The 24,562-nt window shown below is 37.0% G+C and carries 24 protein-coding genes and 1 other annotated feature; of the genes, 3 read left to right on the top strand and 21 right to left on the bottom strand.

Annotated elements, in window-relative coordinates; translation table 11 throughout:
- Positions 1–23: 23 nt before the first annotated feature.
- Positions 24–252 (bottom strand) — a binding site (T-box leader).
- Between the two features lie 139 nt (positions 253–391).
- On the top strand, positions 392–580 hold the full coding sequence (locus ACSKT4_RS08595; protein ID WP_186870280.1) for a hypothetical protein: 189 nt from the start codon (positions 392–394) through the stop codon (positions 578–580).
- On the opposite strand, the gene ACSKT4_RS08590 is transcribed toward ACSKT4_RS08595, so the two are convergent.
- The 8 genes from ACSKT4_RS08590 to hemA form a co-directional block, all read right to left on the bottom strand.
- Positions 577–1,596, bottom strand: coding sequence for a phosphotransferase (locus tag ACSKT4_RS08590; protein ID WP_186870279.1), 1,020 nt, complete (start codon positions 1,594–1,596; stop codon positions 577–579). The two genes, ACSKT4_RS08595 and ACSKT4_RS08590, sit on opposite strands and share 4 nt — an antisense overlap.
- A 68-nt stretch (positions 1,597–1,664) precedes the next feature.
- Positions 1,665–2,687 (bottom strand): stage VI sporulation protein D, encoded by a 1,023-nt coding sequence (spoVID, locus tag ACSKT4_RS08585; RefSeq protein ID WP_186870278.1) that lies wholly within the window; start codon positions 2,685–2,687, stop codon positions 1,665–1,667.
- Between the two features lie 246 nt (positions 2,688–2,933).
- Positions 2,934–4,220, bottom strand: coding sequence for a glutamate-1-semialdehyde 2,1-aminomutase (gene hemL, locus ACSKT4_RS08580; RefSeq protein ID WP_186870277.1), 1,287 nt, complete (start codon positions 4,218–4,220; stop codon positions 2,934–2,936).
- A gap of 14 nt (positions 4,221–4,234) precedes the next feature.
- Positions 4,235–5,221 (bottom strand): porphobilinogen synthase, encoded by a 987-nt coding sequence (gene hemB / locus ACSKT4_RS08575; protein ID WP_186870276.1) that lies wholly within the window; start codon positions 5,219–5,221, stop codon positions 4,235–4,237.
- A gap of 18 nt (positions 5,222–5,239) precedes the next feature.
- A complete protein-coding gene (locus tag ACSKT4_RS08570; protein ID WP_186870275.1) occupies positions 5,240–5,983 on the bottom strand; it encodes a uroporphyrinogen-III synthase in 744 nt (247 codons plus the stop codon).
- A complete protein-coding gene (gene hemC / locus ACSKT4_RS08565) occupies positions 5,983–6,912 on the bottom strand; it encodes a hydroxymethylbilane synthase (RefSeq protein ID WP_186870274.1) in 930 nt (309 codons plus the stop codon). The genes ACSKT4_RS08570 and hemC overlap by 1 nt, the downstream gene beginning before the upstream one ends.
- Positions 6,913–6,926: 14 nt before the next feature.
- The gene (locus ACSKT4_RS08560; RefSeq protein WP_211741237.1) at positions 6,927–7,745 is read right to left on the bottom strand and encodes a cytochrome C assembly family protein; all 819 of its coding nucleotides are present in this window, start codon (positions 7,743–7,745) and stop codon (positions 6,927–6,929) included.
- Between the two features lie 12 nt (positions 7,746–7,757).
- On the bottom strand, positions 7,758–9,128 hold the full coding sequence (hemA, locus tag ACSKT4_RS08555) for a glutamyl-tRNA reductase (protein ID WP_186870272.1): 1,371 nt from the start codon (positions 9,126–9,128) through the stop codon (positions 7,758–7,760).
- Between the two features lie 228 nt (positions 9,129–9,356).
- Here hemA and ACSKT4_RS08550 point away from each other — a divergent pair, with 228 nt between their 5' ends.
- Positions 9,357–9,836, top strand: a complete 480-nt coding sequence (locus tag ACSKT4_RS08550) for a LiaI-LiaF-like domain-containing protein (protein WP_186870271.1) — start codon at positions 9,357–9,359, stop codon at positions 9,834–9,836.
- Between the two features lie 42 nt (positions 9,837–9,878).
- Here the strand turns inward: ACSKT4_RS08550 and ACSKT4_RS08545 are convergent, their stop codons facing one another.
- The 13 genes from ACSKT4_RS08545 to ACSKT4_RS08485 all read right to left on the bottom strand — a co-directional run bounded on the left by ACSKT4_RS08545 (position 9,879) and on the right by ACSKT4_RS08485 (position 23,822).
- Positions 9,879–10,601: an amino acid ABC transporter ATP-binding protein gene (locus ACSKT4_RS08545; RefSeq protein ID WP_465823212.1), complete on the bottom strand. Its 723-nt coding sequence runs from the start codon at positions 10,599–10,601 to the stop codon at positions 9,879–9,881.
- A gap of 29 nt (positions 10,602–10,630) precedes the next feature.
- Positions 10,631–11,293: an amino acid ABC transporter permease gene (locus ACSKT4_RS08540; RefSeq protein ID WP_186870270.1), complete on the bottom strand. Its 663-nt coding sequence runs from the start codon at positions 11,291–11,293 to the stop codon at positions 10,631–10,633.
- A 26-nt stretch (positions 11,294–11,319) separates the two neighbouring features.
- Positions 11,320–12,147 carry a transporter substrate-binding domain-containing protein gene (locus ACSKT4_RS08535; RefSeq protein WP_211741236.1) on the bottom strand — a complete coding sequence of 276 codons (828 nt, stop codon included), beginning with the start codon at positions 12,145–12,147 and terminating at the stop codon, positions 11,320–11,322.
- Positions 12,148–12,560: 413 nt separating this feature from the next.
- A complete protein-coding gene (gene yihA / locus ACSKT4_RS08530) occupies positions 12,561–13,142 on the bottom strand; it encodes a ribosome biogenesis GTP-binding protein YihA/YsxC (RefSeq protein WP_186870268.1) in 582 nt (193 codons plus the stop codon).
- Positions 13,123–15,459 carry an endopeptidase La gene (lon, locus tag ACSKT4_RS08525; RefSeq protein ID WP_186870267.1) on the bottom strand — a complete coding sequence of 779 codons (2,337 nt, stop codon included), beginning with the start codon at positions 15,457–15,459 and terminating at the stop codon, positions 13,123–13,125. The genes yihA and lon overlap by 20 nt, the downstream gene beginning before the upstream one ends.
- Before the next feature lie 251 nt (positions 15,460–15,710).
- The gene (clpX, locus tag ACSKT4_RS08520) at positions 15,711–16,988 is read right to left on the bottom strand and encodes an ATP-dependent protease ATP-binding subunit ClpX (protein ID WP_186870266.1); all 1,278 of its coding nucleotides are present in this window, start codon (positions 16,986–16,988) and stop codon (positions 15,711–15,713) included.
- A 460-nt stretch (positions 16,989–17,448) separates the two neighbouring features.
- Positions 17,449–18,738 (bottom strand): trigger factor, encoded by a 1,290-nt coding sequence (gene tig / locus ACSKT4_RS08515; RefSeq protein ID WP_186870265.1) that lies wholly within the window; start codon positions 18,736–18,738, stop codon positions 17,449–17,451.
- 155 nt (positions 18,739–18,893) lie between these two features.
- A complete protein-coding gene (locus ACSKT4_RS08510; RefSeq protein ID WP_465823185.1) occupies positions 18,894–19,877 on the bottom strand; it encodes a tetratricopeptide repeat protein in 984 nt (327 codons plus the stop codon).
- A 246-nt stretch (positions 19,878–20,123) separates the two neighbouring features.
- Positions 20,124–20,546 (bottom strand): hypothetical protein, encoded by a 423-nt coding sequence (locus ACSKT4_RS08505; protein WP_186870263.1) that lies wholly within the window; start codon positions 20,544–20,546, stop codon positions 20,124–20,126.
- Positions 20,547–20,891: 345 nt separating this feature from the next.
- The gene (gene panD / locus ACSKT4_RS08500) at positions 20,892–21,281 is read right to left on the bottom strand and encodes an aspartate 1-decarboxylase (RefSeq protein ID WP_186870262.1); all 390 of its coding nucleotides are present in this window, start codon (positions 21,279–21,281) and stop codon (positions 20,892–20,894) included.
- A 3-nt stretch (positions 21,282–21,284) separates the two neighbouring features.
- Entirely contained in the window at positions 21,285–22,133 is an 849-nt protein-coding gene (panC, locus tag ACSKT4_RS08495) for a pantoate--beta-alanine ligase (RefSeq protein ID WP_186870261.1), read from the bottom strand.
- Positions 22,120–22,980 carry a 3-methyl-2-oxobutanoate hydroxymethyltransferase gene (gene panB / locus ACSKT4_RS08490; RefSeq protein WP_186870260.1) on the bottom strand — a complete coding sequence of 287 codons (861 nt, stop codon included), beginning with the start codon at positions 22,978–22,980 and terminating at the stop codon, positions 22,120–22,122. The genes panC and panB overlap by 14 nt, the downstream gene beginning before the upstream one ends.
- On the bottom strand, positions 22,977–23,822 hold the full coding sequence (locus ACSKT4_RS08485) for a Rossmann-like and DUF2520 domain-containing protein (protein WP_186870259.1): 846 nt from the start codon (positions 23,820–23,822) through the stop codon (positions 22,977–22,979). Before ACSKT4_RS08485 ends, panB begins: the two co-directional genes overlap by 4 nt.
- A 112-nt stretch (positions 23,823–23,934) precedes the next feature.
- Here ACSKT4_RS08485 and ACSKT4_RS08480 point away from each other — a divergent pair, with 112 nt between their 5' ends.
- Positions 23,935–24,534 carry a TetR/AcrR family transcriptional regulator gene (locus ACSKT4_RS08480; protein WP_186870258.1) on the top strand — a complete coding sequence of 200 codons (600 nt, stop codon included), beginning with the start codon at positions 23,935–23,937 and terminating at the stop codon, positions 24,532–24,534.
- The last annotated feature ends 28 nt before the right edge of the window (positions 24,535–24,562 follow it).

Genomic DNA, 24,562 nt, shown 5'->3' with positions numbered 1-24,562 from the left:
TAAAAAAACCCCTTTCATCCTAAATAAAGGACGAAAAGGGTTGAATTTCCGTGGTACCACCTTTGTTTACAGGTAATGTATCCCTGTACACTCATTGTTTGATATCGGTTATGAACCGGCAAGCTCCTACTACTAATTCAGAGTTGCTGCATCAAGGGCGACCTTCCAAAACGTTTACCTAGAAAACTCTCACCACTGTTTTCCTCTCTTTGAGGTAACTATTCTGTACTCTTCCCTCTCATATGCTTTCGTATATGATTATTTTCTTATTTTAGCCAATTTTAATCCTAAAATCAACTATTATTTAGATAATGGCACGAAGTAGCTTGGTTTATACATATAGTATTAAAAAAAGAAGTATTTGGTGCATTCTTTATGGAGGTGATGACATATGGCAAGATATTATCGTTACCGATTACCACCATGGGCTAGAAAGTGCTTAATTATTGCAGAACAGATTACACTACCGATACTTATTTTCCAATTAATCCGAACTATTTTTCTCCCAACAACTTTTGATGTCTTACTAACTTTATTGTTAGCAGGAATTTATATTGCTTTTTATTTGAAGTGGATTTAATCCTCACTGCTACTTTCATCCAGTGGTACCATTTCAAATTCCTCCTCCACAAATAAAGAAAAACGTATCCCAAACATTAATTGACGATGATATCGCTGTAGCTTTACTACTAATTCCATCGTGCTGTTAGAAGATTTATCTTCCACATACGTATCGATGGCGCTTATATATTCTGAAGGATCAAGTAAATAAAGCGCTAATAGTGTTAGTTCGCGATTTTCCAACTGGTTTTCATCTGTATATAGCTTAAATTGTTCCAACAAAGGCCCTACCTCTGTATCATGGTAAAAGGTTTTATGCTTCCATAATAAAGTCAAATCTATAATGGGGTGGTTATAAGTTGCCTTCTCCCAGTTAATGAAATAAATCTGATTCCCATGAAGAACATGGGAATCTTTCACATTTCCATGACAGAGACATACTTGCCACTCTGCTAATTCTTCAAGAGATTCTAAGTATTGATTCAGTCGCTTCTCTACGATAAAAAAGACTTGCACAAGGTCACGGTACTGTGTACAAACTAATAGTTCGACCGGTGACATAAAATGTTTCGATTCAAAATTTTCTACATGAACTAGTAGCTTCTTTCTTAGCTCCATTATTTGTTTTTTATAGACGAGAAAATTTTCCCGTGCATTTTCCAATTCTTTCTCGTTTAACTGCAGTGTTTTCCTCGTTTTTGCATGAATATATCCAAGATGTTGATATACTTTTCCAATAGAAGGATGTCGATTACTTGTTTCGATCCAGGGGGTTAAATAATAGATATCCTCTCCATCCTTCGTAAATAGTTCTCCTTTTTGGTTTACATATACTGGTACGATATGTTGTATATTCTGGGCATGTGCCATATGGTAGATGTCTAACCATAATGGAACTCTTTCTTCTTGTAGATTACTTCTCTTTAATGCATATTTCTGTTTATTACCTTGAATATGATATAGACGTTCGGTTACTTTTTCTATATCAACAGGAAAGACATGATACGATTCTAGAATTCGCCGAACATTCTCCAAGAGCTTCACCACCTATAAAGTATCCCATTAATATACCCCTTGATTTTTGACCAAGGGGTATACGTTGTTCATTTATTTTTCACAGGAATATAAAGTAATTGACCTTCTGTAATATCATCATCCTCTAATCGATTTTGGTTACGGATATGAAGCGTTGTTGTTTCATATCGTTCAGCCAGGGATTCTAATGTATCTTTTTCCTGAACAATGCACAGCCTTACTTTTGCGTATTGTTCTTCCCCACCTCGGAACATATCGGCTAGATAGGTCAAATCTGCTTTTTCAGTCCTACTTTCATCAGAATCATCCAGACTATAAGTCTCTTCCTCCGAGGATGATGGTTCATGCAATTCCTCTTCCACCTCTATTTCTGGCTCTTGGTTTTTATTAAAGAATTCGTCAAAGGTTTGTGTTTTTTGCATGAACTTCCATCTATCATCTTCAATAGAATCATTTATTTCTTCTTGCGACAAGGTTGGAAGTGGCTCTGGCGAATCTTCTATGTAGGTGGAAGATTCGTCTTCATGTTTTACATCAAATTCAAAAACCTCTTCCTCATTTCTTGCTAGAGCAGGTTCTTCTTCTAGAAGTGCTTCTGTAGTAGGCTCTTCGTCTGCTTCTACTTCTACTGCTGCTTCTGCCTCCTCCTCTTCTACTTGATTACGTATACCATGAATTTCAATAGTGGAACGCAAATACAAGTGATCTGATTCTGGTAATTCATAATCAAACTCCGAGATGAAAACAGTTACATCATCTAAATTTTCCACTCGATAGGATGGGACAGTGATTTCAACAGGAAAACGATGCCTAAATTCAGCAACACCATACTCTGCGTCAGTAACCCTTTCCATATAACGCTTTGAATCATACCCGTCTAGGTACGACTCCGTGCTCTCACCTATGGTTTGAGCTTTCTGATAAGAACCTTGTAATTCAATTACACCTCTAATGGAAATAAAATCAGCAAATTCTTGTATAGAAATTTCCGGTTCCAAGGAAATCCCCATAATTTCAGCAACTTCCTGACCCTTTTCAAAGTACAATGACTCATTCAAGTCAAAACGAAATAAATTCTGTTCGTTTACCAAGTGGTTTCCTCCCTTCAAAACATACATTCCATATGCCTTATCTCTTAATTATCTATATGAGTCAAGACCTTAGGATATGCTAAGTAGAGGAAATCTCTTAGTGGAAAAACGTATTTTTGATTTGTGAATATGGAGTGGGTTATAGATTAACTAGGTGGGCTATCGGGAAAGGCTAGAGATACAATAAAAAACGAACTAATCTGCCATTCTTGTTATCAGAATGCATTAGTTCGTTTTTTAGATTGGTTATGCAAGCTGTGAAAATGCTTTTCTAGCTGCTTGAATTGTTCTTTGGATATCTTCTTCAGTATGTGCTGTAGATAAGAATAAACCTTCGAATTGTGATGGTGGTAAGAAGACACCTTCTTCTATCATAATTCGATAATACTGATTAAAATGATCTAGATTCGATTTGGATGCAGTAGCAAAGCTAGTCACTGGTTCTTCTGCAAAGAAAACGCCAACCATCGATCCTGCTCGATTTATCTGTAATGGAATATGATAATCATTCGCAGCTTGCTGATAGCCTTCTACTAATAAATCTACTTTTTTATTCATTTCTTCATAAGATTCTTTCGTTAAAGCACTTAGCGTTTCATATCCTGCAGTCATTGCTAATGGGTTCCCAGATAATGTTCCTGCTTGATATATCGGCCCTGCAGGTGCTACTTGTTGCATAATTTCGCGCTTACCACCATAGGCTCCAACTGGTAAGCCTCCACCAATTACTTTACCTAGGCATGTCAAATCAGGCGTCACGTCAAAATGTCCCTGTGCACAATGGTAACCTACACGGAAGCCTGTCATAACCTCATCAAAAATTAACAGTGATCCATGATCTTCTGTTATCTTTCTGAGGAATTGTAAAAATTCATTAGTAGGAGGAACCACACCCATATTACCACATACTGGTTCTGCAACAACTGCTGCAATGTTATGACCGTATTTCTCAAAAGCAGTACGAACACCCTCTTGATCATTATAAGCAACGGTAATTGTATTTTGGGCAATTGTTTTCGGTACACCTGGGCTGTCTGGAAGACCTAAAGTAGCAACACCAGACCCAGCTTTAATTAATAATGAGTCACCATGGCCATGGTAGCTACCCTCAAATTTTAAGATAAGATCTCTACCAGTAAATCCACGAGCTAGTCGTAATGCGCTCATCGTCGCCTCTGTCCCGGAGTTTACCATACGAACTACTTCTATGGAAGGAACTCGTTCAATTACTAACTTTGCTAGTTTATTCTCCAGTACCGTAGGGGCACCAAAGCTTGTTCCATTTTCAATAACTTCATGTAGCTTACTAACAACTCGTTCGTCTGCATGCCCTAAGATAAGCGGTCCCCAACTCAACACGTAATCAATATACTCATTGCCATCAATATCTTTGATTTTAGACCCTTTTCCACTTTCCATAAAAATTGGGTCCATCCCTACCGATTTAAATGCTCTAACCGGTGAGTTAACACCACCAGGCATCAAATTAACCGCTTCTTGATACGCATCAATTGATTGATTGAATTGTTTCATCATAACCACCCCGTTTAATTTTCTTCCTTCAACCACTTCGCCACATCTTTAGCAAAATAGGTAATAATTAAGTCTGCACCTGCACGTTTCATCGACGTTAATTTTTCCATTACTAAACTCTTTTCATCAATCCAACCATTTAAAGCTGCTGCTTTTACCATGGAATATTCGCCACTTACATTATAAGCAACAACTGGCAAGTTAAAATGATTGCGGACATCACGAACAATATCTAAGTAGGATAGTGCTGGTTTTACAATTAAGAAGTCTGCACCCTCTACCACATCCGATTCCGCTTCTCTTAATGCCTCTAGGCGGTTGGCAGGATCCATTTGATAGGTTTTGCGGTCACCAAATTGTGGTGTACTATCTGCTGCATCACGGAAAGGACCATAAAAGGCAGAAGCGTACTTCACTGCATAGGACATAATAGGTATATTGGTAAATCCTGCTTCATCTAAGGCTTGTCTAATTACTTTGACAAATCCATCCATCATATTAGATGGGGCAATAATGTCAGCACCAGCTTCCGCTTGCGATACCGCAGTTCGGGCAAGTAATTGTAAGGATTCATCATTATCTACATCATGGTCATGAATCACTCCACAATGACCATGAGATGTGTATTCACATAGACAGGTATCAGCAACGATAAGAATTTCTGGATATGCGCGCTTTATTAATCTTGTTGCCTCTTGGACAATTCCAGTTTCAATAAAAGCACCTGTACCAACTTCATCCTTCTCATTTGGAACACCAAATAGAATGATGGATTTAATACCAAGCTCGACAACCTCTTTCACTTCATCTAATAGAAGATCCATGGATACTTGATAGACTCCTGGCATAGAAGGTACTTCATTTTTTACATTACTACCTTCTACAACAAACATTGGATAAATAAAATCTTCTACATGGAGATGGGTTTCTCTAACCATTGCTCTCATCGAATTAGATGACCGTAAACGGCGATGACGTTTAAATTCAGTATTATTATTCATGTATCTCAATCCTCTCTTTTATTCATTACACATTACTTCAATCATAGACTCAATCGTATAGGTTTCTGGAGTAATTATATTCTTAAGGCCAAGCTGTCTCGCCCTTGCTTCTGTTGTCCTTCCAATACAAACAATTTTCGTATACTCTGGTAATGTCCTAGTAGAAAACGTTGTAAAAGCTTCGACCGTAGATGGACTTGTAAATGTAATAAAATCAAATGATACTTTCTCTAGCACCTGTCTTAATTTAGTTTCAACATCAAAATTATAATTTGTATCATAGACGACCAAGGATTGGTGTTGAACACCAGCCTTAGATAAACCCTTCGCAACAACATCTCTAGATCTATTACCTTGAACTAATAAGACCTGTTTTATTTCCTGATATTTTTCTAGAAACTCTATTACTAGATTTTCACCATCGTAAATAGACGGGACAAAATCGGGCTTATATCCATAGTTAGCTAGAACTGTTGCAGTTTTTTTTCCTACAACAGCAATTTTCACATTATCCAGTGTTACGTCCTCTTCCTCTAGGATAGAAAAAAAACAATCCACACCATTTACACTCGTGAAAAAAATCCATTCTAACGTATCCATATTCTGTAATCTTTGTACGATATCTACTGCGCTTCTACTGGTAATCTTTAATAAAGGTACCTCATATACATTAGCCCCATTATCAAGGAGTTGATTGGTAAATTTTTTTGCCAAACTCGCTTCCCTGGTAACCAATACATTCTTCCCTGCTAATGGAAGCATTACTGATCTAACTCCTCTTTTACGCGTTCAATAATATCTTTTGCACCTAGTCGTAACAACTTCTCCGCCGCTTCTTTTCCAACCTGTACCGGGTCTGTACCTCGTACGACTTCTTTAAGAATGGTTTTACCATCTGGTGTACCAACAAGGGCGTTTAGGACGACATCTTCATTTTCTAAATGAGCGAATCCGCCGATGGGAATTTGGCAGCCACCTTCTAATAAATTCAAATAAGTCCTTTCAGCAGTCACGGTTTTAACGGTATAAGCATCATTTATTTTTGCTAGTATATCATTTAATTCTTGGTCATCTTCACGGCTTTCAATAGCAAGTGCCCCTTGACCTACCGCAGGCACACAAACGTCTGGTTCTAAGTACTCTGTAATCAGATCCTCATTTAAGCCGACACGCTTTAATCCAGAGACTGCTAAGATAATGGCATCGTAATCTTCTTCTTGTAATTTACGAATTCTCGTTTCTATATTTCCACGAATCCATTTAATTTCAAGATCCGGTCTTTCAGCAAGGATTTGCGCAGCACGGCGAAGACTACTCGTACCAACTACTGCTCCTTCTGGTAACTCTCTTAATGGAACTTGATTTTTCGATATAAGGGCATCCCGGTGATCTTCCCTAACTGGAATAGCTGAGATAATTAAGCCTTCTGGTAATGCAGCAGGCATATCTTTCATACTGTGAACTGCAAAATCAATCTCCTTATCATAGAGAGCTTTTTCTATTTCCTTGACGAATAATCCTTTACCACCAACTTTAGACAGTGTGACGTCCAGGATTTTATCTCCTTTGGTTACAATCTTTTTAACCTCAAACTCGTTTTCCACTCCTGCCTTTTTCAGCTCGTTAATCACCCAATTCGTCTGAGTTAGGGCAAGGTTGCTCTGTCTAGATCCAACGATAATTTTACGCATAGTAATCCTCCTAGTTAAATGTGAAAATTTGAGAGCCTAGTAAATAAAAAGAAGTTAATAATCAATATAAAAAATGCAAAAGCATTGTAGGTAGCAAGAGATTTTCCAGCCATTCGCCGTACAACTCGTAGTAGTAAATACGTGATATAGATACCCAAAACTAGTATCGACCCTATTGTTTTTAAATCAAACCAATAAAATTCAACATCCTCGGTATATGCCCACGCAAATCCTAAAATGATACCAATTAATAATAATGGGACACCAATGGTGATCGTACGAAACGTATAACGCTCTAGTCGGTTTAAGTCCCCTAATTTCCATACCCATTTTATCGCTTTCTTTTCTTTTAAGAAATGATATTGCACAATATACATAAGAGAAAATATAAACGAAATGGTAAAGAAACCGTATGAGAGAATTGCCAAGGAAATATGTGCAATTAATATTTCATCAACAAGCTGTATCCCACTCTCTGTCACCTGGTTTTTCGCGACAAGCGATATATGCATCAGTAAGACAAAAAATCCAAACAAATTAATAAAAAACACCATGAAATACGTTTTAAATAAGCGATTCATTAGTACAGAAAAGGTCACTAATACCCATGCGTAAAAATATAAGCTATCGGTTAACGTTGCAATAGGAAATCGATTCTCTGTTATAACAGTAGATAATAAAAAAACGGTTTGAAAGAGCCAAACCATACAAAGTAACCAGAAGGCAGATACATTTGCCTTCCGGTTTTGCTGTACAAAATCAATAAAATAACATATCAGACTTAATGCATAAACACATAGTATTCCTTCATAGATCCAACGTACCTCTACCATACGACAAACCCTTTACTGCGTTACTTCCGCAAATTTACTCGCTAATGGAATCTCTTTCTTTAATGATTGAAGTAATTCATCATTTTTAACTGCTTGTTTAGCGAACTCTTCTTTCACTTCTTCTTCAATACCAAAGATATCAACAAATAGCTGTAACGCCTCACTTGCATTATCTGTGCCTGCTAGTTCTTTTGCTTGTGTAATCGGATCCTTAAGTAATTGATTAATAATACTTTTCGTGTGCTTACTTAATACCTTCTTCTCTCGGTCAGTTAAGTCAGGCATCTTTCGCTCAATACTTTTCATTGTTTCAGCTTGAATGCAAAGTGCTTTTTTCCTTAATGCAGATATTACTGGAACAACACCTAATGTTTTCATCCATTCTTTAAAGGTAATGATTTCTTTCTCTAGTTGTAATTCAATTTGCTCTGCAGCTTTCTTACGCGTTTCTAGATTCTCATCCACGATATGTTGTAAATCATCAATATCATATAAAAATACATTATCTAATTTCCCTAATTCAGGATCCAAATCTCTAGGAACAGCAATATCTACTAAAAATAAAGGTCGTCCTTTACGTTTCTTTTGAATTGGTTCTAGCATGTCATGTGTCATGACAAACGAATCTGATCCAGTAGAACTGATTAATATATCGGTATTTTCTAAGACTGCACTTAAGTTATCCAGCTGTTCTGCTTGTGCATGAAACTGTTCTGCTAGCATATTTGCCTTTTCCAAAGTTCGGTTTACTACCGTTATTTTCGTAGCTCCAGATCCTTGTAAGTTTTTAGCAGCAAGTTCGCCCATCTCTCCAGCACCAACAATTACGACATGTTTATCTTGCAACGTTCCAAAGATTTTCTTGGCTAATTCGACAGCAGCATAGCTAACCGAGACGGCATTTTCACCGATGGCAGTTTCTTTTTGAGCTCGTTTAGCAAAGGTAATGGCTTGCTTAAATAACTCGTTAAAAATGGTTCCAGTAGCTTTTACTTCTTGTGAAGATAGGAAAGCCTGTTTAACTTGTCCAAGTATTTGCGTTTCCCCAAGCACCATAGAATCAAGTCCTGATGAAACTCTAAATAAATGCTCAAAAGCCCCATCATCCTCTGTTATTCTTAAAAAAGAGGCAAGCTCTTCTTTATCAACATGAAACCAATCAGCTAGAAACTGCTTTATATAATAACGCCCTGTATGTAGTTGATCTACTACAGCATAGATCTCTGTACGATTACAGGTTGATAAGATGACATTTTCTAATATACTTTTTCTTGTTTTTAATTCTTGCATAGCATCCTGAAGAGAGTTTTCTGAGAAAGTTAGTTTTTCTCTAATTTCGACAGGGGCTGTTTTGTAATTTAAACCAACTTTTAAAATATGCACCGTATCTCTCCTCCGAAAATATAGCGGTTCAAATTCAACCTAGATTTCATACTGTAACTAGTATATCACAGTACAAACGTTTCGTTTTTTGGTTTTGTGAACAGATTATGAAAGTATGTTTTAAAAATATATGCTATCATAAAGATAAACTCAGATGTACTCTAACACACCATACTATAAGAATCAAGAAATCAACATACAGTATATGAACACGCGAAAGGTGAGGAAATGAAAAATAAAAATACCCTTACAGCCTACTTGCTAATTGGCATTGGTTTATATTTTTTATTTAGACAATTAAAGTTGCCTATCTTTACTGACTTTTATTCTTGGCCTACCATATTAATTATTATTGGCCTTGCGATGCTAATCTATAGCTTTAAGGTAAAGGATTATAATTTACTATTTAGCGGAACGCTCTTATTAGGATTCGGAATACATTTCCATGGAATTAGACATTATAGCTTCTGGATTGACCATTGGGCCATGTACCCTCTCATTATAGGTATCGCCTTTTTGATTCGTTATATCAAAACAAAAAAGGGCTTACTACCGGGGCTTATTCTTACTTTACTATCTGGTGTTTTCATCTTTTCGGTTAATATTCCACCATGGTTTGATTGGATACATGATGTAGTGAATTTCGCACAAGTTTATTGGCCAATCGTGCTAGTTGTAATCGGGATATACTTATTAAAGAAAAAATAAAAAGGGTTTTCTTAGGTCGTTTCCTAAGAGAACCCTTTATTGTTATAAAATTGAACTTAAGAAAGCTCTCGTTCGATCTTCCTTTGGTTGTTCAAAAATTCCATCCGGTTTTCCGTATTCTACAATTTTTCCGTCATGCATATACACAACCCAGTCCGCCACTTCTCTAGCAAACCCCATTTCATGTGTGACAACTACCATGGTCATTCCTTCATCAGCTAGCTCCTTCATAGTTGTCAGAACTTCACCCACTAATTCAGGGTCTAATGCAGAGGTTGGTTCATCAAATAACATCACATCTGGTTTCATTGCAAGGGATCGAGCGATTGCCACACGCTGTTTCTGTCCACCTGATAATGTTGAAGGATAGACATCATACTTGTCACCAAGTCCTACTTTATCAAGCAATACTTTTGCCTCTTCTATTGCTGTTTTCTTAGGAAGTTTTTTAACTAATACTGGGGCCTCGATGATGTTTTCTAATACCGTTTTATGTGGAAAGAGATTAAAATGCTGAAAAACCATCCCTACCCGTTGACGAATATGATTTAAGTCATGTGAATCTTTTTCAATCTGAACCTCTTCCAGGAATATCTTACCGTCATCCTTTAACTCAAGAAAATTGATGCAACGTAACAACGTACTTTTACCGGAGCCACTTGCACCAATTAATACGACAACATCACTTTCTTCTACCGTAAGATCAATATCTTTCAATACATGTAAATCACCGAATGATTTATTTAATTGTTCCACCCGAACCATTTTTCTCCTAGCCATTTCGTTTACCTCCCTTAATCACTTTTTGCTAATTTCTTTTCTACCCTATTTACTACAGCCGTTAGGATAAACACAATAAATAAATAATAGACGGCAGCAATGGAATAGAATGTTAGGAAATCAAAAGAGTTTGATCCTAAGGAACTTGAAACTCCAAATAGCTCCTGTGCTCCAATAAAGGAAACTAATGACGAATCTTTAATTCCAATGATAAATTGATTACCAAGGGAAGGAATCGCTCGACGAAATGCTTGTGGGAGAATGATTCTTCTCATTGTTTGCGGCTTGGTCATCCCTAAGGAACGCCCTGCTTCCATTTGACCTTTATCAATCGACTGAATAGTTCCGCGAATAATCTCAGCAATATATGCACCACTATGGATGGCTAGCCCTATAGCACCAGCCCAAAATGCATTAATCAAGATGAGTTCTGTAATGCCATAATACAGAACAAAAATCTGAACTATTAATGGCGTACCTCTTATCACCCAAATATACGCATCTGCAATCCATTGAAGTGGTCTAATGTTGGAGATTTTAAGAATGGCAAAGAATAAACCGATTACAAAAGCAATTACTAGCGATGCGATGGATAAATAGATGGTTATCTTCAGACCTTGAAGAAATAAAGGATAGCTATTTATAAATACTTGTAGAAAATGAGACAAGTGTTCCAACTCCTTATCATTTTACTCGATGGAAATTACTCTAATTCTTCTGGTTCTTGCGTAATGTCAACACCGACCCATTCTTCAGCTAATTTAGCTAGCTCTCCACTATCCTTTAATTCTTGAAGTGCACCATTAATAGCTTCTAACAAAGCATCATTCTCTTTGTTTACAGCGACAGCTTGCTCACTGACACCTAATTGCCCACGATTTTCAATCTCTAAACCATTCTGAATTGCCGATTGTCCCGTGATTTCATCCGTTATGACAGCATCGTGATGCCCGGATGCTAATGATTGCAATGCCACTACATCACTATCTACTTGTGGAATATTATCTGTATACTCTTGTGCTATTTCTACATAGGTTGAGCCTCTCGAAACAGATATTTCCTTCCCGTTTAGGTCTGCAGCTGATTGTATGTCACTATCTGGTCTTGTATAAATAACTGGACCTGAATAATAATACGGTATGGAGAAGTTAACTTTTTCTAGTCGTTCATCTGTTATGGTATGACTCGCAACCGCAATATCGTAACGTCCTTCATTCACTCCTGTAACAATTCCGGAAAACTTAGCCTTTTGGACTACTGGTTCTAGACCAAGTTTTTCAGCAATTGCTTCTGCTACCGCAATATCATAACCAACCATTTCAGCACCTTCCATATAACTAAACGGCTTGAACTCACCTGAAGCAGCAAAAATTAGCTTACCTTCCTCTAACAATGCATATTCTGAACTTCGGTTTTGATCTTCATTATGTGCTTGATTATCTGATGTATCATCGGGGCTCTCCTCTGACCCACATGCAGCTAGTACAACTAATAAAAACGCGAAAAATAGTGTAATTTTCAGTTTTCTCATAGTATAACAAATTTCTCCCTCTCTTGTTATTTTGAAATGATTCACTCATTTCCCACTTCAAAAGTATAACAAGATATAAATTGAACATCGAATTGGAAATAATCAGATTAATATTGATATAAGATGCACTAACTTTATTATAGGCATATAAGTACTCATCTCTTACAATTGCTTCATAATACTGTCTTGCAGTAGGAATTCATCAAAATGTCCAATATTTTGCAGGCTGCTGTGACGGAAAAAGATGGATGTAATTATATTTTGCGGTTGGTAAACTTCACACGGTTGCCCCTTGCATCTTAAAAAGAGCTGGGCACAAAATTAATTCTCTCCAAAAAAAACCGAATGATGAGCAATGACTCTGCTCGTGTATCATTCGGTTTTCCATCTATTTTCTTATTATTACGTTTACACTATAAATACTTCTTCAAAATTCCCCAAGCTTCATCTTTACCTTCACCAGTTTCCGCTGAGAAAGGCAACACGAGATCACCTTTGTCCACTTGTAGCGTATTAATGGTTCGTTTAATATGTTGTGCTCGTTTCCCTTTTGGAATTTTATCTAATTTCGTTGCAACAACCACTACAGGAAGATCAAAATGCTTTAAGAATTCATACATTTGGATATCGTCACGAGTTGGCTCATGGCGAATATCGGTTATAAGTAATACAGCCTTTAATGTCTCACGAGTCTGAAAATATTCTTCCATCATGACTCCCCATTTTTCACGTTCGGTTTTGGAAACCTTCGCATATCCATATCCAGGAACATCGACAAAATAAAAGGCGTCATTGATTCGATAGAAGTTCAATGTTTGTGTTTTACCTGGTTTTGATGATGTTCGCGCTAGGTTCTTGCGGTTGATTAACTTATTAATAAACGATGATTTCCCAACATTGGATCGGCCTGCTAGAGCAATTTCAGGTAGTTGATCGTTTGGATATTGTTTCTTACTAACGGCACTAATTACAATTTCAGCGTTTGTTACTTTCATTTTTCTCCTCCACTAGGGCATGCTTTAATACTTGGTCCAGATGATTTACTGGGATAAAGGTTAATTCATTTCTTACACTTTCTGGAATATCATCTAGATCCTTTTTATTATCTTCTGGGAAGATAATTGTCGTGATACCCGCACGATGTGCACTCAAGGTCTTCTCTTTTAGTCCACCAATCGGAAGCACACGTCCTCTTAATGTAATTTCCCCTGTCATGGCTACTTCTTTTTTTACGGCACGGTTCGATAGGGCAGACACTAGCGCCGTTGCCATTGTTATTCCTGCAGAAGGACCGTCCTTAGGTGTGGCACCTTCAGGAACATGAATGTGAATATCATACTTTTCATGAAAATCTTGTTGGATGCCAAGCTCCTCTGCTCTAGAGCGAATATAGCTAAATGCAGCTTGAGCAGATTCACGCATAACATCACCAAGCTTACCTGTCAGCGTTAATTTACCTTTTCCAGGATAATGTGATACTTCGATAGATAATGTATCACCACCAACCGTAGTATACGCAAGTCCGGTTGCTGCTCCAATTTGGTTTTCTTTTTCCATTTGACCATATCGGAAAATCGGTTTACCGAGCAACTCCTCTAAACTCTTTTCTGTTACAACCACTCGTTTTTTCTCGTTCGATACAATAAGTTTTGCTGCTTTACGGCATACCTTAGCAATCTGCCGCTCTAGTGTACGTACACCAGCTTCTCTTGTATATAGACGAATTAATTTGAGCAATGCTTCATCTCTAACTTGGAGATTGCTTTTTTTCAAGCCATTCTCTTTCAGTTGTTTAGGGAAAAGATGCTCTTTGGCAATATAAAGCTTCTCCATCTCTGTATAACCGGAAAGTGATATGAGCTCCATACGGTCTAATAATGGTCCAGGAATGTTATTAACATAGTTAGCTGTAGCAATAAATAAAACATTCGATAAATCGTATGTCTCTTCAATAAAATGGTCACTAAAGCTATTGTTCTGCTCTGGATCTAATACTTCGAGCATGGCAGAGGAAGGATCTCCTCTGAAGTCATTAGACATTTTATCAATCTCATCTAATAAAAATACTGGATTAATGGTCTTTGCTTTGCGCATTCCTTGGATGATTCGCCCTGGCATAGCACCAATGTATGTTCTTCTATGTCCTCTGATTTCCGCTTCATCTCGAACTCCACCTAGAGAGATTCGCACAAAGTTGCGATTTACCGATTTAGCGATGGATTTTGCTAAAGATGTTTTACCAACACCCGGTGGCCCAACAAGACAAAGAATAGGCCCTTTTATAGAATTAGTTAACTTTTGAACTGCCAAGTATTCTAATATCCGTTCTTTAACTTTATTAAGACCATAATGATCTTTATCCAATATTTCTTGTGCACGTGGAATCTCAATTGTATCTTGAGACTTTTCCGTCCATGGCAATGCTAACAGCCAATCTAAATAGTTTCGAATCACAGAGCTCTCTGCAGATGACTGTGGAACCTTTTCATAACGTCCTAATTCTTTTAAAGCGACCTCCATGATTCGTTCAGGCATATTGGATTTCTCAATCTTTTCCCGTAAATCACTTACCTCACCAGATTTACCATCCTTATCACCGAGTTCTTGTTGAATTGCCTTTAGTTGTTCACGAAGATAGTATTCCTTTTGTGTTTTCTCCATGGAGGATTTTACACGCTGCCCAATTTTTTTCTCCAAATCTAAAACTTTCTTTTCGTTAGAAATTAAATTGATCAGATGCTGTAATCGTTCTTTCGTGTTAACCATCTCTAATAGCTCTTGTTTATCTTTTAATTTCAATGATAAGTGTGAGGTAATAATATCTGCTAATCTTCCTGGCTCTTCTATATCACTAACTGTAGCCAGAGTTTCTTTCGTAATTTTTCTAGAAACTTTTACATATTGCTCAAATTGCTTCCGAATATTTCGCATGAGAGCTTCTTCCTCTAACCAATCACCAGAAACCTCTTCTAATTCCTGAACTTCAACTGTAAACTCATTATCCTCATCTATGAATCGAATTATTTCTCCTCTATTTAAGCCTTCAACCAGCACACGAAATGTTCCATTAGGAAGCTTTAACATTTGCTTAATCTTCGCCAGTGTTCCAATACGATATATTTCATCAGGCTTAGGTTCATCGATACTTACTTTCTTTTGAGCAGCTAAGAAGATAATCTGGTCATCCACCATAGCTTTCTCTATTGCAGCAACAGACTTATCTCTACCTACATCAAGATGTAACACCATCGTTGGAAATACTAATAAACCACGTAACGGGAGGAGGGGAACCTGTTTTGTATCATTATTCATCTTAGTATGTACCTCCAAATAATAAATTGAATTAAATTTTATGTATATTAAAGTTTATAGAAGTGTATTAACTTTGTAAAACAAAAGAGCACGACTGTGACATTATTTAGCTTACCCTCAGAGTGTCTCGGTAATTCTTTTCCTTGTCATGAAAATAAAAAAGACTAACTAGGGACTTTCATTCCGCTTCAGATGGTTCATCTGGTTGGGACAAGAATCCTAGTCAGCCTCTTCTTACCTGAATGTAAAACTTACGCACTTTCTTTTGGAAGCTTCGTAATTCCTTCAGCTACAGTACCATCCGTGAAATATAGTCTTGGACTACCATTCTCATTGATTACTGTATCTTTCGTAATTACGCACTTCGTAATATCTTCTCTTGATGGAAGTTCAAACATCACATCTAGCATGATGGTTTCTAGAATAGAACGTAATCCACGAGCACCTGTGTTGCGTTCGATTGCCTTCTTAGCAATTTCAACTAGAGCATCTTCTTCAAATTCAAGTTCAACATTATCTATTTGGAATAGTTTTTCGTATTGCTTAACAAGTGCGTTCTTAGGCTTTGTTAAAATTTCAATTAATGCTTCCTCATCCAATGGTTCAAGGCTACCGATCACTGGAAGTCTTCCAATGAATTCAGGAATTAGACCATAACGATGTAAATCCTCCGGTAACACTTTAGAAAGGAGTTGGCCTTTATCTAATTCTTCTTGTTTTTCATTAGCGCCGAAACCAATAACTTTCTTACCAAGTCTTCTCTTAATCACTTGTTCAATTCCATCAAATGCTCCACCACAAATAAATAAGATATTCGTTGTGTCAATCTGGATAAACTCTTGATGCGGATGCTTACGACCTCCTTGAGGAGGCACACTAGCAACGGTTCCTTCTAGTATTTTTAGAAGTGCTTGCTGTACACCTTCCCCAGAAACATCTCTTGTAATAGAAGGATTTTCTGATTTACGAGCAACCTTGTCTATCTCATCAATGTATATGATACCTTTTTCGGCCTTTTCTATATCATAATCCGCAGCTTGGATTAGCTTTAGAAGAATGTTCTCAACATCTTCCCCAACATATCCTGCTTCTGTAAGAGAGGTCGCGTCCGCCATTGCAAATGGAACATTGAGAATACGAGCTAAAGTTTGAGCAAGTAGTGTTTTACCACTACCAGTAGGACCGATCATTGCAATATTACTTTTTGATAATTCAACATCATCGGTAGACTTTGGTGAATTGATACGTTTGTAGTGGTTATATACTGCTACAGATAGGTTCTTCTTCGCCTGTTTTTGTCCGATTACGTAATCATCTAAGATTTCACAAATCTCTTTAGGCTTCGGAACCTCTTTGAATTCCATTTCCTCTTCGGTACCTAATTCTTCTTCTACAATTTCAGTACATAGTTCAATACATTCATCACATATATAAACACCAGGACCAGCAACTAACTTTCGTACTTGTTCTTGACTCTTACCACAAAATGAACATTTTAGCTGTCCCTTTTCTTCATTAAATTTGAACATTAATTTTTCACCCCTAAAATTTCTGGTCAATAACACAAAACGTTCAGTTATAATAGATATCATATCAGATGGCGTTTTGAAAACAAAATAATATACACTTTGCTCTGTTCTCTAAGTAGTATATACCATTTATTTTCTCTTTACGATGTTACAGATAACCTATTTTCGTGTGATTTATTTAGTATATGACACGATACCTAATAAAATTGATACTGATTCTTACACTGCTTTGTTTCTTATCATACTAAATTACACATAAAATTACTAAAGAAAACCATTCTCGAAAGCAAGAAAAGTACAAGGTACTCCATTTATCGAAGTCTATAGATGTGGTAAGTCTTACTTGTTGCTTGCTTACGAAGCTAGGATCCTTTGAATATACATCCTTTTCTGTTTAAAAAAACAAGGTACGAATTTTCGCACCTTGTTTTTTGTTGTATATTACCAGTCCATTATTATATTATGCAACTGTTTTACTATTATCCACTAAGAAATCAATTGCTTTACGGAATAATAGATCTTCTTTAATTGGTTCTGTGTTACCACCAAGCATTTGTGTTAGTTGCTCTGTGTCTACGCCATACATAGAAGCCATGTTTTCTAACTCAGCTTTTATATCTTCATCTGTAACATCAAGGTTTTCAGCTTTCACAATAGCTTCAAGAGTTAGATTAGTTTTGACACGTTTACCAGCATCTTCACGCATTTGCTCTTTTAAAGCATTCTCATCTTGACCAGAGAATTGGTAGTAAAGGTCTAATGTCATCCCTTGCATTTGTAGGCGTTGTTCAAATTCACGCATCATACGATCAAGTTCTGTTTCAACCATTACTTCTGGAACTTCTACTTCTGCATTTTCAGAAGCTTTGTTAATTAATTCTTCACGTTTTGCATTTTCAGCAGATTGCTTCTTCTCAGTTTCAAGCTCTTCACGTTTTTTCGCTTTAAGCTCTTCTAGAGTTTCCACTTCATCATCGACATCTTTAGCGAACTCGTCATCTAGCTCTGGAAGTTCTTTTGATTTAATTTCATGAATTGTTACTTTGAAAGTAGCTTCTTTACCAGCTAAATCTTCCGCATGGTAATCCTCTGGGAATGTTACTTGGATTTCAGTTTCCACGCCAGCCTCTTTACCAACTAGTTGTTCTTCAAATCCAGGTATAAATTGACCTGAACCAATTTCAAGAGAATGGTTTTCACCTTTTCCGCCATCGAAAGCTTCACCATCTAAGAAACCTTCAAAATCCATTACAACCGTGTCGCCTTCTTCAACAGTACCTTCTTCTTTTACCACTAGTTCAGCATGACGCTCTCTAAGTTGTTGTAATTCGTTATCTACATCTTCATCTGTAATAGTAGAATCTAATTCTTCTACTTCAAGACCTTTATACTCGCCAAGCTTAACTTCAGGCTTAACTGTTACATCAGCAGTAAATACTAATGTTTGACCTCTTTCGATTTGTTCAATATCAATGCTAGGTTGATCAATTGGCTCGATACCAGATTCTTCAACAGCTTTCGTATATGCTTCAGGTAATACGATATCCACTGCATCTTGGTATAATGCTTCTACACCAAAGCGCTTTTCAAAAATTGGGCGAGGCATTTTACCTTTACGAAACCCAGGAACTTGAACTGTTTTTACTACTTTCTTGAAGGCTTTATCTAAAGCAGTTTCAAACTCTTCTGCAGAAACTTCAAAAGTTAAAACTCCTTCATTTCCTTCTTTTTTTTCCCATTTTACTGACATATATTTTTCCCTCCAAAAATCTATTATTTCCATTAACTACTTAATTTCATTAATTAGATTCATTTAAGTATTTTTATAAACACTTTTCTAAAATTGCAACCATCTTATTATAACATAATTACTAAGCCTTTCAAGACATAAGCTAAAGTTTTGATTTATTCCTCAATGATAGATAAATATAACTGCTCACTGGTTAAGATATCATCTCGATACACCACTACCTTCCCCTTATCTTGCATAGATGGTAGTCCTTGTTGATTCATTATTTGATAGCCTATCATCTTCAAGCTCTCCGCCAGTAGTTCTGCGTCGGATTCGGGTGGTAGAATCGGGTATTGAACATAAAAATAACGATAGAGCAACTGATTTAAAAAGTGATATAAGGTTGGGTTCTCCTGCTCCACTTCATGTAGGTGGGCTAATGTCCCTTTAAAGGTAGGGTGCATTGCTATCTCTGGAACATCATGAGGTTTTACATTAATTTTCACGCCCTGTTTTTCTACATCAACTTGCTTTGTAACATGTTGTTCTTGTAGCCAACAGAAGATAGCAGTTTTCACCACTGGATGTACCTCATTTTGTCCTAATAATTGGATTACCCGATTATCTAGCTCAGCTTCCATAGAACGTAGCCTTGTTATTGTTTGCCACTGCTTTTCATGGTTCGAAAGGGAAACAGCTTCCAGTAGCTCTTCAATAAATATAGTTGACTGCTTTTCTACTATATCTGACTCCATTTTTTCACTCATATTATATAGCTCGGTAAATTGCTCTCGTAACATTGTAGGTAGATTTTCCGAAGCTAACTCCACTTCGATCAAATCCATTAATACATCATATTTATTCGTTTGGAACACTATCGTTAAATAAATATGTATATAGTGGAAATAGTGTTCATCTTGTTTATTCTCAATCATACTTTCGCACAATTCTTCAGCCTCTTGATAGTGACCCAACTCCATTAAGCACATTAATTTGCCAATAATCACTTCATGATCATGTATATTATATTGTAACAACTCATTCAATTTCGATAATGCATCATTATACCGTTTCTCTTGTAATGCTTGGAATCCCTCTTCCTTTAAGGTCATTCCGTATTTCGGAAAGATAATGATATTTTCGTCATCATGATTCATAGCCTTCCTCCCTTAATACTATTACGCTATTTTAAACCAATCTGATAAGAAGAATACGTAGCAGTAAACATGGTGTGCTTACACTTCTTTCTCTTTACCTAATACATGTAAAAAAAGAAACCTTCTAAGGTCTCCAGTAAATTTTTTGAAATATATCATGTTATATAATTGCATAATCCTAAAGGAAAAGCAATTTATCGAAAGGGAGAATTTTATACGTTTCATAACTTCCTTCAATACCAAAACCTATTTATATAGTTCCTTATATGCTATTACTTTTAATGCCTTTATCTCTTTATCTGTTAATTTCTGTTCCATTTCGTGGATAAGTTCATCCTTCGTAATGCGACCTTGTTCTGCCTTCGTTTGAATATCTTGTAGTCCCGATATACCCACTTTTTGCACTAAAAGTCTGGCAGCTTCCTCCTTCGTTGTAAATGGCAATGTACTTTCATCGACAGATTGAGCATCCTGTAGAAAAGCTCGTAATTCCGGATCACCTTCTATTGCTCTTTTTATCTTTTCCAATTCACCGCTATTCTCTAATTGTGCAGTTAAAGCTTCCATCAATTTATCTGATGCTAGATTTATGCCAACATAATAGACACCATATCCTATACCGATAAGGACCAACACGGTAATAAACAAGTACTTCAAAAACTTTAGCATCCCCTAGCCTCCCTTACCTTATCATACATGCATATTCTAATTTGATGCTAGCGTATCCGATTTATGACTACTTTTTACCACGTTATAGACACATAGCCGAATTCATTTCCTAGCTTAAAGTAAAGAGAAACAAAGGGAAAAGCATTTTCAACCTACTTGTCCATTATACTAAAATTCACCTACAAATAGAAAATAGCTACTTTTTACTTCTAAACGATCCGTTTATACGTAATGAACCTCTGTAGCAGAGTGGATGGCAATCACCTTAAAAATTCGAGCTAAGGCCCATTAGACCGTTAATTACAAATATTTCCAGGTTAGATTGAGATGGCTATATAGTACAGATTAACTTCTTGCTTGCCCTCCGTGTGTAATACTATCAGTCAATTCCATAATTTGATTATCTTCACTTAACAATACCACTTTTGGTTTATGATTAGCTGTTTCTTCAAGTGATAACTGAGCATAGCTCATTATAATTACGTTATCTCCAACTTGGACCAACCGGGCAGCTGCTCCATTTAAACAAACCATTCCCGAGCCCCGTTCTCCCTTAATAACATACGTTTCAAATCTACTTCCATTATTTATATCGACCACTTGGACTAGTTCATACTCTAATATCCCTGCAGCTTCCATTAAATGCTCATCGATTGTAATACTACCAACATAATTAAGATTCGCCTCAGTTACCTTAGCTCTATGTAGTTTTCCTTTTAACATGGTTACATTCATTTGTTATGCCTCTTCCCAAATAAAATTATCAATCAATCTTGTATTACCAATAAAAACAGCTACTGCACATAGAATGGATTCTTTTATATAATCTATACCCTGGATAGTGTTCGGATCAACAGCTTCAACATAATCTACCCGTGCAAGCGGTTCTTGTTCAATTTTTTTACGTACAGCAGATTTTATTACATGTGTATTTCTTTCACCATTCTCGATCAATCTTAATCCCTCATCAAGACCTTGAGACAAACATAATGCAGCTTTTCTCTCCACATCATTTAGGTAATTATTTCTAGAACTAAGCGCTAAACCATCCGACTCCCTAACAATGGGACAACCAACAATCCGAACCGGAAAACATAGATCTTCGGTCATTCTACGGATAACAGCAAGTTGCTGCGCATCTTTCATACCAAAGAATGCGCTGTCTGGTTGGACAATATGAAACAACTTTGCAACAACCGTGCAAACTCCACGAAAGTGCCCGGGCCTACTCCCCCCACAAAGTCCCTTTGATGGACCTTCCACATCAACATATGTGCTAAAACCAAAAGGATATAATTCATCTACCCCAGGGACAAATATAAGGTGAGCACCATTTGCTTCACATATCCTTTTGTCCATTTCAATATCTCTAGGATACTTATCCAAATCCTCAGATGGACCAAACTGTATTGGATTAACAAAGACGCTAACAACAACTCGATCATTCTCCTCAGCTGCACGCCTTATCAAACTCGCATGCCCCTCATGTAAATATCCCATAGTAGGTACAAAGCCAATCGTAAGATTTTCATTTTTCCATTGTTGTACAATCTGCCTTGTCTCTTTAATGGTCTTAGCGATATTCATTTTGTTCCTCCTCGAACTGTTTTTTTAGTTCATTTAACACTTCCTCATCCATATTATATATGTGCTCCTCTCCTGGGAAGATACCGTCCTTCACTTCTTGAGCATAGCGTTCAAAGCTTTCTTTCATTAAGTTACCTACAGCACCATACTTCTTCACGAACTTCGGAGATAAGTCACTAAACATCGCAAGCATATCCTGGTACACCAAGACTTGGCCATCACAACCAGCTCCAGCACCAATCCCAATTGTTGGTATAGTTAGTATGCTCGATATCCATTCAGCAAATGTTGCCGGTACACACTCTAGCACGAGTGCTACAGCACCAGCTTTTTCTACTGCTAATGCATCCTCCAATAGCTTAACTGCTGCATCGTGTTCACGTCCTTGTACCTTATACCCTCCAAGAACATTTACCGATTGCGGTGTCAATCCAAGATGCCCTATTACTGGAATAGATGCTTGATTAATTGCCTCTATCTGGGCACACACTTCCTTACCGCCTTCTAACTTGACAGCTTGTGCACCCGCTTCTTTAACTAATCTACCAGCATTTCTGACCGCTTCTTCTACAGATACTTGATAGGCCATAAATGGAAGATCCGCCACGACAAAAGCGTTTTCTGCACCTCTAGCTACAGCCTTTGTATGGTGTATCATATCTTCCATTGTGACAGGAAGCGTACTATCATATCCAAGCATTACCATCCCAAGGGAATCACCTACCAACAGACAGTTTATTCCTGCCTTATCCATGAGCTTCGCAGTAGTGTAATCATAAGCCGTAAGCATTGTAATTTTATCTCCATTACGTTTTTGCTGTTGTAATGTTAATACCGTATTCTTCATATCAGCATTTCCTCCTCTAACTTTGAATAGTCTCTTTCAGGATGCTTTTGTTTGGCTAACTCAAGCAATTCCTTGGAAAGTACTTCATATATTTGCCGATGAGGCCCCTGAAGGGTATGTAAATGTGATTTCACGGTAGTCTCATCACCTCTTTCAATAGGACCTGTTAACGAAGCAAGTAATCCCATTTGTACAACATTTTGTGCGTTTTGCTCAAAAAGCGTCCGCCATGCTTTTTGAGCAAAACTCTCGCTCAATCCACTAGCCAGAAATAAGTCTGTACCCATTTTTGTCAAACCAATGACCAAGTTACTACAGAACACTGCTGCCGCATGATAGAGAATTTTATTCTCAGGAGCAATATGTTCAATGGGGTTTGCTAATTTAGACAGTAATTTATGTATATGATTTCCACCCTTTGCCCCCTCTAAGGTGAAATGAACCCCCTGCATGCTTAAATAGGAGGTATTGATATCATGAATGGCACAAAGAGGATGTAGAGAAAATCCCAATGCCCTCCATTTTTCAATATCTTGAAATACAGAAGAACTTAATGTTCCACTACAATGGCATACTTCCTTTCCTTCAAGGGGAAATTGCCGTATCTGCTCCCACACTCCCGGCAAGGCAGAATCTGGAACCGTTAGAAAAAGCAAATCACTATTTTGAACAACTTCTTGTAGCGTTACACTTCTAGATCTTGTTATTAATGCCGCGTGATTAGAACTTGCTTTTGTTTTACTGTAATAACCGAAGATGGGAATATTATATTCAGAAAAATATTTACCGAGTGTAATGCCTACCTTGCCAGCTCCGATAAAACCTATTTGTGGCAATTGCATTTCCTCACCTCTTTAGCATATTGACTTAATGACACACGTGTCATATATTATGAAATAGATTTTATCACATAACAACAAAAGCGTCATCCATCATTTAGTTAGGAGTAATGCAATGGTAAGAACATCGAACATAGAAAGAAGAAGAAAAAAAGAAGCTACTATATTAAAGCATGCAAAAGACGTCTTCTGTCGTAACGGGTATATTAATGTAACCATGCAAGACATTATTGACGAGTGCTCTATAAGCAGGGGTGGCATCTATCTTTACTTCAGCTCAGTTGACGAAATATATATGGAGGTAGTAAAACGGAGAAATCATCGAAACTTTGAGGCAGTAAAAAGGGCAGTAGCGGAAAACACCCCTTTCTTCGAGCTTTGGAATTCATATTTAATAGTCCAAAAGCAACGTTTGCTTCATTTAGAAGATAGCATGCTACGTTCTACCTATGAGTTTTTATTTACGCATAAAAACGAAGAAAATCGGCATTTCCAACAGTCCTTACTTCATCACATTAAATCCACCATTTTAGAGATACTTTTATTGGGTGTTCGCCAAGGCGTATTACGAAATGAGAAAATTGATATGCTTGCTGAGAATTTCATGTTTGTTATTGAAGGATTAGGCATACTTTCTCTTGTCGGAGGCATAACAGAGGAGCATATATCTAAACAATTCTCACTTTTAGAATCCATGCTCCCGCTAAGGCGTTAACGATTAATGAATGATAAAGTTTAGAGAG

The organism is Ornithinibacillus liuyingii (assembly GCF_055550225.1).
This window is presented reverse-complemented; position numbering and strand designations above follow the sequence as displayed.

Excerpts from the sequence above, each read along its gene's own strand:
- ACSKT4_RS08595 (WP_186870280.1), top strand. The coding sequence starts at position 392 with ATGGCAAGATATTATCGTTACCGATTACCACCATGGGCTAGAAAGTGC.
- hemL (WP_186870277.1), bottom strand. The coding sequence starts at position 4,220 with ATGAAACAATTCAATCAATCAATTGATGCGTATCAAGAAGCGGTTAAT.
- hemB (WP_186870276.1), bottom strand. The coding sequence starts at position 5,221 with ATGAATAATAATACTGAATTTAAACGTCATCGCCGTTTACGGTCATCT.
- ACSKT4_RS08570 (WP_186870275.1), bottom strand. The coding sequence starts at position 5,983 with ATGCTTCCATTAGCAGGGAAGAATGTATTGGTTACCAGGGAAGCGAGT.
- hemC (WP_186870274.1), bottom strand. The coding sequence starts at position 6,912 with ATGCGTAAAATTATCGTTGGATCTAGACAGAGCAACCTTGCCCTAACT.
- ACSKT4_RS08560 (WP_211741237.1), bottom strand. The coding sequence starts at position 7,745 with ATGGTAGAGGTACGTTGGATCTATGAAGGAATACTATGTGTTTATGCA.
- ACSKT4_RS08550 (WP_186870271.1), top strand. The coding sequence starts at position 9,357 with ATGAAAAATAAAAATACCCTTACAGCCTACTTGCTAATTGGCATTGGT.
- ACSKT4_RS08545 (WP_465823212.1), bottom strand. The coding sequence starts at position 10,601 with ATGGTTCGGGTGGAACAATTAAATAAATCATTCGGTGATTTACATGTA.
- ACSKT4_RS08535 (WP_211741236.1), bottom strand. The coding sequence starts at position 12,147 with ATGAGAAAACTGAAAATTACACTATTTTTCGCGTTTTTATTAGTTGTA.
- yihA (WP_186870268.1), bottom strand. The coding sequence starts at position 13,142 with ATGAAAGTAACAAACGCTGAAATTGTAATTAGTGCCGTTAGTAAGAAA.
- lon (WP_186870267.1), bottom strand. The coding sequence starts at position 15,459 with ATGAATAATGATACAAAACAGGTTCCCCTCCTCCCGTTACGTGGTTTA.
- clpX (WP_186870266.1), bottom strand. The coding sequence starts at position 16,988 with ATGTTCAAATTTAATGAAGAAAAGGGACAGCTAAAATGTTCATTTTGT.
- tig (WP_186870265.1), bottom strand. The coding sequence starts at position 18,738 with ATGTCAGTAAAATGGGAAAAAAAAGAAGGAAATGAAGGAGTTTTAACT.
- ACSKT4_RS08510 (WP_465823185.1), bottom strand. The coding sequence starts at position 19,877 with ATGAATCATGATGACGAAAATATCATTATCTTTCCGAAATACGGAATG.
- ACSKT4_RS08505 (WP_186870263.1), bottom strand. The coding sequence starts at position 20,546 with ATGCTAAAGTTTTTGAAGTACTTGTTTATTACCGTGTTGGTCCTTATC.
- panD (WP_186870262.1), bottom strand. The coding sequence starts at position 21,281 with ATGAATGTAACCATGTTAAAAGGAAAACTACATAGAGCTAAGGTAACT.
- panC (WP_186870261.1), bottom strand. The coding sequence starts at position 22,133 with ATGAATATCGCTAAGACCATTAAAGAGACAAGGCAGATTGTACAACAA.
- panB (WP_186870260.1), bottom strand. The coding sequence starts at position 22,980 with ATGAAGAATACGGTATTAACATTACAACAGCAAAAACGTAATGGAGAT.
- ACSKT4_RS08485 (WP_186870259.1), bottom strand. The coding sequence starts at position 23,822 with ATGCAATTGCCACAAATAGGTTTTATCGGAGCTGGCAAGGTAGGCATT.
- ACSKT4_RS08480 (WP_186870258.1), top strand. The coding sequence starts at position 23,935 with ATGGTAAGAACATCGAACATAGAAAGAAGAAGAAAAAAAGAAGCTACT.